Genomic DNA, 13,347 nt, shown 5'->3' with positions numbered 1-13,347 from the left:
TGATACAAGTAGTGCTTGCTATACATTCATCCAACTTTATCCACTGTTATAGCAAAGTCTGACGGAGATTCCTCTCCATAATAAAAAGACAAGCCGGTTACCCGGCTTGCCCGTAAAGCTGTGTACACAGCTTATTTTTTGAGGTTGTAGAATCCTTTAAGACCATTGTATTGAGCCAGTTCACCCAGTTGATCCTCAATGCGGAGCAATTGGTTGTACTTCGCGATACGGTCTGTACGGGAAGGAGCACCTGTTTTGATTTGTCCAGCGTTAGTTGCAACCGCGATATCAGCGATTGTGCTATCTTCGGACTCACCGGAACGGTGGGAGATAACAGCAGTGTATCCTGCACGTTTAGCCATTTCGATTGCATCGAATGTTTCAGTCAATGTACCGATTTGGTTTACTTTGATCAGGATGGAGTTACCGATACCTTGCTCGATACCTCTACCCAGACGCTCTGTGTTTGTTACGAACAAGTCGTCACCAACGAGTTGTACTTTGTCTCCCAATTTCTCAGTGAGCAATTTCCAACCATCCCAGTCATCTTCGGACATACCGTCTTCGATCGTGATGATTGGGTATTTCTCAACCCATGAAGCCAGAAGGTCAACATACTCAGCGGAAGTGTAAGATTTACCTTCGCCAGCAAGTGTATATTTACCATCTTTGTAGAACTCAGTGGAAGCTACGTCCATACCCAAGAATACGTCAACGCCTGGTTTGTAACCAGCTTTTTCGATCGCTTCGATGATTGTAGTGATTGCTTCTTCGTTAGAACCAAGGTTTGGTGCGAAACCACCTTCGTCACCTACTGCTGTGTTCAAGCCTTTGGAGCTCAGTACAGATTTCAGGTTGTGGAAGATTTCTGCGCCTACGCGAAGAGCTTCTTTGAAGCTTGGTGCGCCAACAGGAAGAACCATGAACTCTTGAACGTCGATGTTGTTGTCAGCGTGCTCACCACCATTGATGATGTTCATCATTGGTACTGGAAGAGCTTTAGCGTTGAATCCGCCGAGGTAAACGTACAGTGGCAAGTCCAAAGCGTCAGCAGCTGCGCGAGCTACAGCCATGGATACTGCCAAGATTGCGTTAGCGCCCAATTTACCTTTGTTTGGCGTACCATCCAAAGTGATCATCAATTTGTCGATACCCAGTTGATCCAATGCGTCCATACCAATAACTTCTGGAGCGATTGTTTCGTTTACGTTTTTAACAGCTTGCAGAACGCCTTTACCGAGGTAACGGGATTTGTCACCATCGCGAAGCTCAACAGCTTCGTGGGCACCAGTGGATGCACCAGATGGAACGATTGCGCGTCCGATTGCGCCGGACTCCAAGTATACTTCAACTTCAACTGTAGGGTTACCGCGGGAGTCGAGGACTTCGCGAGCGTACACGTCAGAAATAATAGTCATGAGTGATAATCTCCTTTAAATTTGGATTTATTTAAATTCGGGAAAACTTGTGCTTGCCCTTATTCACTACGTCAGCAGAATCGTCTTCCGATCGCTGTTACCCCCTGATTTCTTTGAACTTATCGTCATAAGTTGAAATCATGTGATAAAGGCGAACGCGTTGCTTCTTCAGACTATTTCTGCTGCCTTCGTTCCGGGGCAAACGTCAAACTGCCCAATTCATATAAGAGGTTGTGTATCTTATTTACGGGTAGCGATGACAGATGTTCCTGTCATTTCTTCCGGTTTTGGCAATTGCATCAGATCAAGAATCGTTGGCGCGATATCAGCCAAAATTCCGCCTTCACGCAATGTTACATTCGCATCAGTAACGATAAATGGAACAGGGTTCGTTGTATGTGCAGTGAACGGACGTCCTTGCTCATCGAATACCATATCCGCGTTACCATGATCCGCAGTAATCAGCACAACGCCGCCTTTTGCAAGAACTGCGTCTACAACACGTCCCATGCACTCGTCTGTTACTTCAACCGCTTTGATTGTAGGCTCCAGCATGCCAGAGTGTCCAACCATATCAGGGTTAGCGAAGTTCAGGATGATTGCATCGTGTTTGTCTGCTTCAATCTCGCGTACACATGCGTCTGCCACTTCATAAGCGCTCATCTCTGGTTGCAAGTCATATGTTGCAACTTTTGGTGAGTTAATCAGTACGCGAGTTTCGCCTGGAAGCTCAACATCACGTCCGCCGCTGAAGAAGAACGTTACGTGCGGGTATTTCTCTGTTTCTGCAATACGCAGTTGTTTTTTGTTGTTCTGTACCAGAACCTCACCCAGTGTATTGTCGAGGTTCTTCGGCGAGTACGCCACATAACCTTCAACCGTCTCACTGAACAGAGTTAGGCACACAAAGTGCAAGCCTTCTGGGAACTTCGGTCCACGATCGAAACCGCGGAAGTCTTGGTTCGTGAATACTTGCGACAACTGGATTGCACGGTCAGGACGGAAGTTGAGGAAGATAACGGAATCGCCGCTTTCTACCAAACCTACCGGCTCACCATCCGCTTTGACGATAACCGTTGGTTCAACGAATTCATCAAATACGGATTTCTCATACGATTCTTCAACCGCTTTGAGTGGATCAGTGTATTTAGGGCCATCTCCATAAACGATAGCGCGGTATGATTTCTCAACTCGCTCCCAACGTTTGTCACGGTCCATTGCATAATAGCGACCTTGTACCGTAGCGATCTGCCCTACACCAACCTCTTCAATTTTCGCGATCAGTTTTTGCATGAAGTCTTTACCACTGTCCGGCATAACATCGCGGCCATCCATGAAGGCATGAATATACACATCATTCATTTCTTCTTTTTTGGCGAGATCCAACATAGCGAACAAGTGGTCGATGTGACTATGTACGCCACCATCAGACAACAATCCGTAGAGATGAAGCTTTTTACCGTTTTGTTTCGCTTCGCGTACAGCTTTTACGAGCGTTTCGTTATCGAAAAACTCACCATCGCGAATTGATTTGGAGATACGGGTCAAATCCTGGTAAACGATCCGGCCAGCACCAATGTTAAGGTGACCAACCTCAGAGTTCCCCATTTGCCCTTCTGGCAAACCTACAGCCTCACCGCAAGCAGTGAGTGTTGTGTGTGGGAATTGGCTCATAAAACGGTCATAATTCGGTTTTTTGGCTTGCGCTACCGCGTTGCCTTCCACCGTATTACGAAGACCGAAGCCATCCATGATGATCAGTGCTACAGGTTTTGGAGCTGTCATCTTACTTCGCCCCCTCAACAAGCGCGATGAACGAAGCTGGCTGCAAGCTAGCACCGCCAACAAGTGCGCCGTCGATGTCGCTTTGTCCGAGGTATTCAGTTACGTTCTCAGGTTTAACGCTGCCGCCGTATTGAATACGAACTGCATCAGCAACCTGCTCGTTGTACAGATCTTTCACCAATGTACGGATGTAAGCAATAACTTCATTCGCATCTTGGGAAGTGGAAGATTTGCCTGTTCCAATCGCCCAGATTGGCTCATAAGCAATAACAACTTGTGCTGCTTGCTCTGCGGACAGACCTTCAAAAGCAGCTACCGTTTGCACTTTGCATACGTCTTTTGTTTGGTTCGCTTCACGCTCTTCGAGCGTCTCACCAAGACAGAAGATTGGAGTCAATCCGTGACGGAATGCTGCATGCAACTTTTTATTGACAGTCTCATCGGTTTCCGCAAAATATTGACGGCGCTCCGAGTGACCAATAATGACATAATCCACACCCAGGTCTTTCAGCATGATGCCGCTGATCTCACCTGTGAATGCACCATTATCTTCAAAGTGAAGATTTTGGGCACCAATTTTGATGTTTGTACCTTTAACCGCTTCTACCAGTGTTGGCAGATTCGTAAATGGTGCGCAGATTACAGTTTCCACGCCTTCTACTTCCGCTTTTCCTTTAACCTCCTGAATGAAGTCATTGGATTCGGAAACGGTTTTGAACATTTTCCAGTTACCTGCAATAATCGGTGTTCTCATGGTTTTCAACTCCTTCATGCTATAGCTTAAAACTTATTTGTCGTTCAATGCAACTACGCCTGGAAGCACTTTGCCTTCCATGAATTCGAGTGATGCTCCGCCACCTGTGGAGATGTGATCCATTTTGTCAGCCAATTTGAACTTCTCAGCTGCTGCTGCGGAGTCACCGCCACCAATTACTGTGTAAGCATCCGTTGTTGCACAAGCTTCCGCCACTGCACGAGTACCGTGGGAGAATGGCTCGATTTCGAATACGCCCATTGGTCCGTTCCATACAACGAGTTTGGAGTTTTTAACAACGTCAGCATAGATCTCACGTGTTTTAGGACCGATGTCGATACCTTCCCAATCTGCAGGAATGTCGCCAACTTCAACGATTTTTGTGTTTGCATTCGCACTGAAATCATCGGAAATTACGATATCCACTGGCAGGTAGAAGTTCTTGCCCAATTTCTTCGCTTTTTCGATGAAGCCCAGAGCAACATCCAGTTTGGACTCATCCAACAGGGATTGACCTACTTCATGACCTTGAGCCTTCATGAACGTGTAGGACAGACCTCCACCGATGATTACGTTGTCTGCAATGTTCAACAGGTTGTCGATTACATCGATTTTGTCTTTAACTTTGGAACCACCGATGATTGCTGTGAAAGGACGCTCAGGATTGGAGATTGCTTTACCCAATACTTCAAGCTCTTTTTCCATCAACAAACCAGATACAGCTGGCAGCAAGTGAGCGATACCTTCTGTTGAAGCATGTGCTCTGTGTGCCGCACCAAACGCGTCGTTAACGAAAACGTCAGCCAGTTCAGCAAATTGTTTTGCCAGTTCTGGATCGTTTTTCTCTTCGCCAGCGTGGAAACGAACGTTCTCAAGCAACAATACGTCACCGTTGTTCAGTTCAGCGATTTGAGCTTTAACTGTTTCGCCAACGGAATCGTCAGCTTTAACAACTTTTTTACCAAGCAATTCAGACAAACGCTCAGCAGCTGGAGTCAAACGCAAGGATTCAACCACTTCGCCGTTTGGACGACCCATGTGGCTTGCCAAAATGACTTTAGCACCTTTTTCAATCAAGAAGTTGATCGTAGGCAGCGTTGCACGAATACGCTTGTCATCTGTAATTTTACCATCTTCGAGCGGCACATTAAAATCTACACGTACAAAAGCCCGTTTTCCTGTTAATTCGATATCACGTACACTTTTTTTGTTCATCTGTATTTCCTCCGCACCCATGTATTTTGTGGACCAATGAAGAGCGAAAAACCCTTGTCAATCCTGGTGTTTTTGAGAAATTTGCAAAAGGTTGATATATAAAGAGCGGAAACAATACTCTGTTTCCGCTCTATGTTATTGCAGATATTACTTAATCATTTTTGCAAAGTGCTCCAAAGTGCGAACCAATTGTGCAGTGTAAGACATTTCATTGTCATACCAAGCTACAGTTTTAACCAATTGTTGGTCGCCAACAGTCAGAACTTTAGTTTGAGTTGCATCAAACAGGGATCCGAAAGTGATACCTTGGATATCGGAAGATACGATTTCGTCTTCAGTGTATCCGAAAGTTTGTGGATCGGAAGCTTCTTTCATTACTGCGTTAACTTCTTCAGCAGTAACTTTTTTACCCAATACAGTTACAAGCTCAGTCAGGGAACCAGTTGCTACTGGTACACGTTGAGCTGCACCGTCCAATTTACCTTGCAGTTCAGGGATAACCAAACCGATTGCTTTAGCAGCACCAGTTGTGTTAGGGATGATGTTTTCAGCCGCTGCGCGAGCACGACGGAAGTCACCTTTAGGGTGTGGAGCATCCAAAGTGTTTTGGTCGCCAGTGTAAGCGTGAATTGTAGTCATCAAACCTTGAACGATTCCGAATTTGTCTTGCAACGTTTTTGCCATAGGTGCCAGGCAGTTCGTTGTGCAAGATGCGCCGGAGATTACAGTTTCAGTACCGTCGAGGATTTCATGGTTTACGTTGTAAACGATGGTTTTCATGTCGCCAGTAGCTGGTGCGGAGATAACAACTTTCTTAGCTCCACCTTTCAAGTGTTTCTCAGCAGCTTCTTTAGTTGTGAAGAAACCAGTACATTCCAGAACGATATCTACACCGAGGTCTCCCCAAGGAAGTTCTTCTGGGTTGCGGTTAGCCAATACTTTAACTTCTTTGCCGTTCACTTTGAAGAAGCCATCATGTACTTCAACATCGCCATCGAAGCGACCTTGAGTTGTATCATATTTGAGCAAATGAGCCAGCATTTTAGCATCAGTCAAGTCGTTGATTGCTACAACTTCAATGCCCTCTACATTTTGAATACGACGGAATGCCAAACGACCAATACGTCCAAAACCGTTAATACCTACTTTAATCATGAGTAAGTTCCTCCCAAGTTTTGATTGATTTTTTTATGAAGCTATATATTCAAGACAGACCGTGAAGTCCGTCAAGACAACAAATTTGAAGTGTTCTAGAAAATTAATTCTCATTCCAGTTCGGCAACGATGACTTTGGCAGCAGCCTCATCAATAATCAAAATATCTTCCTGGCCGAATCTAAGCACGGAGTGAATGGCAGCCGCTTTGCTTTTGCCACCCGCAATTCCGATCACTACATCGGTTCGTTCAATATCTTGAAGTCGCATACCGAGTGTAAGCATGGTGTGAACCACGTTACCCTGATCATTAAAATAATAACCGAATGATTCCGATACGGCTCCTTGCTCCTGAAGCTCTTCCACAATCTCTGTAGCAAGTTTGCGTCGCCGTGCCATCTCCACGGCATCACCGATTCCGTGAATAACGATGCGCGATTGTCTAATCAGCTGTAGAATCTCCTGGACACCCGGATCTTGAACAAGGGATTCATAGGCATGGTCACTAAGCAAATCCGGTACATGCAGGAGTTTGTATTGTGCTCCTACCCGTTTTGCCATCGTGGATGCGATCGTATTGGCCTGAATTTCGAGACTTTCTCCTAGTCCACCGCGTGCAGGGACGAACCAGACACCTTTGAGTGGTGTTGGCGGATTAAGCTGCTCTGCAACTTCAGCCGTTGTTGAACCGCCTGTTACGGCAACAACGTCGTTATCATTCATAATATTGCCGAGAGCCTTCGCTCCGGCCTTGCCCAGTTCCCGTTTGGCAAATGGAGATACGTCCGAATCGCCAGGAACAACGACTACCTTTTGCAGACCGTAGGCTTGCTTGATGCGCTCTTCCAGTTCGGACAATCCGAACAGCTCTTTGGCGACAGGTTCTAACTGCTGCAGCAAATCATGACCTGCCTCGCTGATCTTCATTCCTGTACTGTCAATTTCAATAAGTCCCTGAGCCTTTAATAGATCGGTCTCAGCCCTCAGAACCCGCTCGGTCATCTGCATGGAATTAGCTAACGTTCTTCGTCCAATCACATCCGATAACATGATCTGGTGTAGAATCGTATACCTCTTCTTCAAGACATCCATGAGATCAGGCAGAAGCTGCTTTTGCACTTCTAAAATCTTTCGCATGCTTTCCACTCCCGCAAGCTTCTCGTTCCAAGCTCTCTTTCATGGCCTCAAAATGTCCCGGGTTAACTTTTTAAGTCCCACGTCTATTCTACCTAAAACTGACGCGACATGCAAGTGTTTCAAACGCCCCATTTCATAACGTTTCTCTGAGCTTGTACGCGCTTATTTTCACAATCTTGAGCTTCTAGTAAGTGTTGAATCTGTTTCACGCTATATATAGAAGAAAGTCTACATTCTCATCTACATATGGCTTCATTTCTACCTTGCTCAACATGTGCAAAACCTCTTATAGCATGTACTTAAATACATTCTTTATCCACTTATCTTCATCATGATCATTTTCGTTGTATTCCAAACTACGAGGCTGATCATTTGCTTGCATTTCGAACACGCTTAAGATATAATCATTAATGCTGTCACATATTTGAAGCTCATTTATGTGCAAGCATCTGCGCTACGAAAGAGTAGCCAACAATTCATGTGCGCCCGTGGTCCAATGGATATGACGTAGGCCTCCGAAGCCTGAGATCCAAGTTCGATTCTTGGCGGGCGCGCCATTCTTATTTCGTAGTACATAACCCTTTTAACCAATGAAACCGGAAAGGTTTCTTTTTTTTCAAAGTTAGTTTGACTTTCTTTGACTTTTTGTTTGGAATTGTTTATGATGTGGGTAATACGGTAACAGTTTAAATATAAACACCAATTTAACATTTACATTTCCGAGGAGGTTTTTCACGTGAGTTATATTCCAATGGTCGTTGAACAGAGCAACCGCGGTGAGCGGGCCTATGACATCTATTCCAGATTGCTGAAGGATCGTATCATCTTCCTTGGCAGTGACGTGAATGACGTTGTGGCGAATGCCATTATGGCACAGATGTTATTCTTGGCTGCAGAAGATCCAGAGAAAGACATTCACTTATACATCAACAGCCCAGGCGGATCCATCACAGCCGGTATGGCCATTTACGATACAATGCAATTCATCAAACCAGATGTATCTACAATTTGCGTAGGTATGGCAGCTTCCATGGGTGCATTCTTGCTTAATGCGGGTGCCAAAGGTAAACGTTTTGCATTGCCTAACAGTGAGATCATGATTCACCAACCACTTGGTGGAGCGCAAGGTCAAGCTACAGATATCGAAATCCGTGCTCGTCGCATTCTGAAAATGCGTGACACATTGAACCGCATCATCTCCGAGCGTTCCGGTCAACCCCTGGAGCGTATCGAGAAAGATACAGATCGTGACTACTTCATGAGTGCTGCTGAAGCTGCCGATTACGGTATCATTGATAAAGTTATCGAAAGAGTAGGTTCAGAAGGCGTATAATCGCAGAACTCACCTATAGAGTCATAATTTGAAGCCTTCTTGGCTGCTAACTATGAACTAGTAAAATCCCACCATTCTACGAATGGTGGGATTTTTTTGTCATTTTATGATGATGGCAACTGCAATTGCGCGTCGTTAAACTGCCGTTCTATACGTGATAAATCCTGATATTTATTAAACATATGATAACGTTTCTGCTCTTACTTTTCAGTCGCTACTCCACTGAATGGCGTTGCACCTTTAGGAAGCACTTCTTTGTACGTGAATGGGAACTCCGGGAACCCTTCAGCATATGCAGTGTACTCATACAGTTGGAAGAACACGACAATGCCCGTTGGCGTAACGTAGAAGTCCTGGTCTTTGTTCAAGCCAGTGTATCCATCCAGATAACCGCCACGTGCTTTAAGCTGAGTTCCTACTTTTTTGCCAAGCGTGTCACGCATCGCTGTATTGTTTTGAAGCACGTCATTCAGCGACAGTTCCTTGCCCGTTTCTAGATCAAACGTGTGTCCTGAACGGGTCGTCATGCCATGAGCTCCTGCATAATCCTCATAGCGCTGTGTAATGAGTCCCAGCACGCCATTTTCGTTATATGTCACAACATATGTGCTCTCAAAAGCGTACGGGCGATTCGCAGTGGCAGCTCCATATTCACCAGCCTGCTTCTTGAAGTCTGTTACAAACGCATCAGCCTCATCCTTCAGCACCTTGTTGATTGCCGCTTGAGCTTTATCATTCGCCAGTCCGCTCACCTGCGGATATTGGATATCCACTTCAGCATTTTTGACAGTCGCTTTCACCGTAGTTGCTTTTACCGTTACATTATTCTGCTTCACTTTGCTAAGTGTTAACGTCTTCGCTTGCCCATTCCAGCTTCCCTGAACACCCAGATAATCTCTCATCGCAGAGAAAGGAATGTATAATCGCCCTTGAATCAGCTTCGCCTCAACACCCGGATAATAGTTGTTCACTCTAAGCATTGGCGATCCATCAGCTAGACTAATTCTCATCTTATTGTTAGCTGCGGTCAGCGTATACTCTTTGTTCTTTGCGTCATACGTTAACGTTCCGCCTGCAACATCTTTGACCGCAGTTAGAGACACCCATGTAGATCCACCCTGCAGAAGCCCTTTTTGAGTCAGCGTTTTACCTGCCGATTTCAGTGTTACTTCCGTTGGAGTCGTTACTTTAGTTGAGACCGAAGCCGCTTGAACCGAACTTTCCTGCCACCCTGCTCCACTACCTACAATAATTCCAGCCGCCAGCAACGCACTTGTCCATTTCTTCCATGATGTCATATATAAAAACTCCTCTCCATAATTCACACTAAGGGTTCATTGCGTATGTATGTTGAACGATAATGCCTCATACGCTCACCTCTTTATTATAATTAACCCATTTGAGGAAAGGTTTACAGCTCCAGTTACAATCTTGACGATAAAGTTGAAATAAATTGCGCCGAAAATGACCGTTTTGTCACGAACATATATACAAAAAAGATACTAAATGAACGATAAATAGAGGTCTGCCAGTCCAATAATTCATTAAACAACATCAGTAAACTCACCGATATTATGAATTAGGGTTAACCCGCACACCTTTAGAAAAAAAGACAATATGAGAAGAGGAAAGAGGAAACGTTATATGATTATTAGGAAATGTATTGCCCTGTTGTTGATCTGTTCCCTATTGCTCACAATTTATCCCGAAACTGGACATTCAGCAGCAACTACAGAAGGCAGCAAGGAAAAAGTAAGACACCGTACAACCTACATATTTGATGAAAGACAACAGCAGGTCACTGTACGAACAACGGTAATTAGTTATGACACAGGTGTGAAAAAGGTTAAGGAGTATGATTTCAGCGACTCATCGTTGCAGCCCTCTTCATATCGATTCACTTCGACTAACGGATTCAACCAACAAGACGGTGTTGTCGTAGACACTCCACAAGGATTGAAGGCATATACATTAGCCTACCTGAACACAGGTGCCGTCATTTATGAATATGACTATGCCTCCATTAAGCTTCGCAAAATCACAGAGATCAAATCCAACAACTGGCTCAAACTTTGGGCCAAACAAGGGCTGTACTCCGTAAGATCGGATAACGGTGATACCCAGTACTATTCCCTTGTAGATAACAAACGAGTTTTATCCAATGGCAGCATCATTACTAGCCAAGATGTGACAGATACTAAATTCAGTACAAGCAGTTCAGCTGCGTCCACACCTCTCGGTGCATACTGTCCTGACGTAAAATTCACCGGTTGCTTTATCCTCTTATTTGGCGGATTAAAGGGTAGCCCAGTGAAAGTAACCAAAAATGACATTGTGTACGACACCAAACAACCTGTCTCCAGTAAGACGTTTATGGCAGGTGACACAAAAATCAAGTGGACTAGTACTTATAAAGAACAGACCTACCGTGCGGTTGTAGAGGGGATTCGCGGCGGAAAAGCGACCTCACTTTTCAAAGGCGAAGTCAGAGATGTAAAAACGTTCGTCTCGCCTAATCTTAAGTATTTGGTTCTGATTGCTGATCCCTCGGTAGGAATTAAGAAAACCAAGGCTAGCAAGGTGCTTGTATATGATCTCAAAACATTGAAGCAGGTTCGATCCTACGAAAGCTTGTACCGGGCGAGCGTGGAAGGGATACAATGGGCCTCAGATGATTTGTATGTCATCGATTATTATTTCTCTAACCCACAGGCATACCCACCTTCCTTCTACTATATTCCGGAAGGAAAACACTTTAAGATTGAGTACAGTCAATATAGAGATTGGGTCAATTATTGGGATTCCTTCTCTTATGAGGGCATGTTTTTTTTAACACTACCTGTAGCGATTACTTCTGGTGAAGGTGTACTTCGTTATAACGGACAACCTACGTTCTACATGAACGGCTTGTATTATGTTCCTTTAGAGGAGTTCACGAATGCCTTTCATATCCAATATGAAATCCAAGGGGGAGACCTGCTATTCAAGCGGAATAGTAGAACCAGTAAGCTCGCCGTCAGTCAAAGCAAGCAACAGGTTGTCGGGGGTAAGGTTTATCTTCCACTGGGGCAATGGAACAAGGATCTCGGGCTTAAGGTATCCATTGCAAGCAAACATGTCATGAATACCGAGCTGCAATTCAGTGATGAGGAACGCAAAACGGATGCTGCAATGACACCTGCACCGCTCCCTTATCGGGCAACTGTAGAAGAAGTGAAGCAGGTGGCCGGGGATTATACTTCTTTCGTAGGTACCCAGCCTTATGAGATGAGTGATGCAGATCGCGCTGCATTTCGTAATATAGAAGTTGTGTTGAATCACAATCGTACGTTACGAATTCGGATGCAGAATTATAAGAGTAATGGACAAACGCTCCATGTGAAGATATTAAGTAACGATTACAGCAAAGTGTTAATGGACATTCCCGTGGATATGGTCAATAGATACGAGGCAACATCCACTGCTATACCAACCGATGTATTGGAAAACGGAGTAGCAACCATCGCCATTCCTTACAATTTAGAGGTGTATCTTGCATATAAGCTACAACTACCGGTCTTTGACCCTAATCGATTTTAAGCTATTAGCATCCACTTAAAACTTTACGATTACCGCAAATAAATCTTAATTTCGCCCACTTGCAATACATTAACCCGTTAAGCTTTTTCATGGGCAAAACAATGTAGACCTCATCTACGATACAAATAACGAAAAGCGACCACCCGCATTATGCTGGTGGTCGCTTATTTATACGAAATACAAACTTTATTTCATTTCATATGTGATGTTCAATGTCGTACTTACTTTAACCTGACCAGTTTCAATTTCAGTACCAGCTGCGGTATCCGCAGCTTTGGACATCAAACTCTCCGATGCGTAGAACACGGGCACGTTAGCATCAGGCTGGCTCACAGATAATACTGCACCCAGTTGACGTTTAACCGCCTTCGCAATCGCTCCAGCTTTTACATCCGCGTTAGCTACAGCCTTCTCAATGACTTGAGATTCATAGTTCTCTGGATTCTCTACAGTAAAACGAACATTTTCAATGTTATTCGCGCCAGCTTGGGAAGCTGCATCCAACAACTCACCGATTTTATCCATCTCACGATAGGTTACTGTCAGTGTGTGATGAGCTGTATATCCCTTCACTTGCTGTCCTTCTTTTTCACTGTATGTGTAGTTGGGTTGTACATAGAATTGACTTGTTTGAATGTCGTTATCGCTAATTTTCCACGTATTCTTCAGCAGGTTAGTTACCTTCTGGATTTTAGCTGCGTTTGCTTTTTGAGCTGATGCCGCTGTTTCCGCTGTACTATTTACCCCGATGGATAGATAAGCGATGTCCGGTTTCACCTGAATTTCACCTTTACCAACAACATTGATTACGTTCTGCTGTACGCCTTGAACCTCAGCAGCATATGCGTAATTCCCTGGAGCAACCCAAGCTGTTCCTCCAACCAATAGTGAACTTGCCACCAATACCGCACCAAGCGGTCTCATCCATTGTTTACCCATGACCGTAGCCTCCTTATAGTTAACATCTCAAAT

The 13,347-nt window shown here is 44.6% G+C and carries 10 protein-coding genes and 1 tRNA gene; 3 read left to right on the top strand and 8 right to left on the bottom strand.

Features of this window, described 5'->3' with window-relative positions; all coding sequences use genetic code 11:
* Nucleotides 1–131: 131 nt before the first annotated feature.
* The 6 genes from eno to M3636_RS25845 all read right to left on the bottom strand — a co-directional run bounded on the left by eno (nt 132) and on the right by M3636_RS25845 (nt 7,463).
* On the bottom strand, nt 132–1,418 hold the full coding sequence (gene eno / locus M3636_RS25870; RefSeq protein WP_128099857.1) for a phosphopyruvate hydratase: 1,287 nt from the start codon (nt 1,416–1,418) through the stop codon (nt 132–134).
* A gap of 240 nt (nt 1,419–1,658) precedes the next feature.
* Entirely contained in the window at nt 1,659–3,203 is a 1,545-nt protein-coding gene (gpmI, locus tag M3636_RS25865) for a 2,3-bisphosphoglycerate-independent phosphoglycerate mutase (protein WP_128099856.1), read from the bottom strand.
* 1 nt (nt 3,204) lies between these two features.
* Nucleotides 3,205–3,957, bottom strand: a complete 753-nt coding sequence (gene tpiA / locus M3636_RS25860) for a triose-phosphate isomerase (protein ID WP_128099855.1) — start codon at nt 3,955–3,957, stop codon at nt 3,205–3,207.
* A 33-nt stretch (nt 3,958–3,990) separates the two neighbouring features.
* On the bottom strand, nt 3,991–5,172 hold the full coding sequence (locus M3636_RS25855; protein ID WP_128099854.1) for a phosphoglycerate kinase: 1,182 nt from the start codon (nt 5,170–5,172) through the stop codon (nt 3,991–3,993).
* 147 nt (nt 5,173–5,319) lie between these two features.
* Nucleotides 5,320–6,327, bottom strand: coding sequence for a type I glyceraldehyde-3-phosphate dehydrogenase (gene gap, locus M3636_RS25850; protein WP_056695277.1), 1,008 nt, complete (start codon nt 6,325–6,327; stop codon nt 5,320–5,322).
* A 110-nt stretch (nt 6,328–6,437) separates the two neighbouring features.
* Nucleotides 6,438–7,463 carry a sugar-binding transcriptional regulator gene (locus M3636_RS25845; protein WP_128099853.1) on the bottom strand — a complete coding sequence of 342 codons (1,026 nt, stop codon included), beginning with the start codon at nt 7,461–7,463 and terminating at the stop codon, nt 6,438–6,440.
* Between the two features lie 482 nt (nt 7,464–7,945).
* On the opposite strand from M3636_RS25845, the gene M3636_RS25840 reads away from it, so the two are divergent.
* Nucleotides 7,946–8,020 (top strand) — tRNA-Arg (locus tag M3636_RS25840).
* A 179-nt stretch (nt 8,021–8,199) separates the two neighbouring features.
* Entirely contained in the window at nt 8,200–8,796 is a 597-nt protein-coding gene (clpP, locus tag M3636_RS25835; protein ID WP_056695272.1) for an ATP-dependent Clp endopeptidase proteolytic subunit ClpP, read from the top strand.
* 200 nt (nt 8,797–8,996) lie between these two features.
* On the opposite strand, the gene M3636_RS25830 is transcribed toward clpP, so the two are convergent.
* On the bottom strand, nt 8,997–10,094 hold the full coding sequence (locus M3636_RS25830) for a stalk domain-containing protein (RefSeq protein WP_251384448.1): 1,098 nt from the start codon (nt 10,092–10,094) through the stop codon (nt 8,997–8,999).
* Between the two features lie 346 nt (nt 10,095–10,440).
* Here M3636_RS25830 and M3636_RS25825 point away from each other — a divergent pair, with 346 nt between their 5' ends.
* Nucleotides 10,441–12,375: a hypothetical protein gene (locus tag M3636_RS25825; RefSeq protein WP_251384447.1), complete on the top strand. Its 1,935-nt coding sequence runs from the start codon at nt 10,441–10,443 to the stop codon at nt 12,373–12,375.
* Between the two features lie 186 nt (nt 12,376–12,561).
* On the opposite strand, the gene M3636_RS25820 is transcribed toward M3636_RS25825, so the two are convergent.
* Entirely contained in the window at nt 12,562–13,314 is a 753-nt protein-coding gene (locus M3636_RS25820; protein ID WP_128099850.1) for an SIMPL domain-containing protein, read from the bottom strand.
* Between the last annotated feature and the right edge of the window lie 33 nt (nt 13,315–13,347).

Source organism: Paenibacillus sp. MER 99-2 (assembly GCF_023714095.1).
Taxonomy (GTDB): domain Bacteria; phylum Bacillota; class Bacilli; order Paenibacillales; family Paenibacillaceae; genus Paenibacillus.
This window is presented reverse-complemented; position numbering and strand designations above follow the sequence as displayed.

Excerpts from the sequence above, each read along its gene's own strand:
- eno (WP_128099857.1), bottom strand. The coding sequence starts at position 1,418 with ATGACTATTATTTCTGACGTGTACGCTCGCGAAGTCCTCGACTCCCGC.
- M3636_RS25820 (WP_128099850.1), bottom strand. The coding sequence starts at position 13,314 with ATGGGTAAACAATGGATGAGACCGCTTGGTGCGGTATTGGTGGCAAGT.
- M3636_RS25855 (WP_128099854.1), bottom strand. The coding sequence starts at position 5,172 with ATGAACAAAAAAAGTGTACGTGATATCGAATTAACAGGAAAACGGGCT.
- gap (WP_056695277.1), bottom strand. The coding sequence starts at position 6,327 with ATGATTAAAGTAGGTATTAACGGTTTTGGACGTATTGGTCGTTTGGCA.
- M3636_RS25845 (WP_128099853.1), bottom strand. The coding sequence starts at position 7,463 with ATGCGAAAGATTTTAGAAGTGCAAAAGCAGCTTCTGCCTGATCTCATG.
- tpiA (WP_128099855.1), bottom strand. The coding sequence starts at position 3,957 with ATGAGAACACCGATTATTGCAGGTAACTGGAAAATGTTCAAAACCGTT.
- gpmI (WP_128099856.1), bottom strand. The coding sequence starts at position 3,203 with ATGACAGCTCCAAAACCTGTAGCACTGATCATCATGGATGGCTTCGGT.
- M3636_RS25830 (WP_251384448.1), bottom strand. The coding sequence starts at position 10,094 with ATGACATCATGGAAGAAATGGACAAGTGCGTTGCTGGCGGCTGGAATT.
- M3636_RS25825 (WP_251384447.1), top strand. The coding sequence starts at position 10,441 with ATGATTATTAGGAAATGTATTGCCCTGTTGTTGATCTGTTCCCTATTG.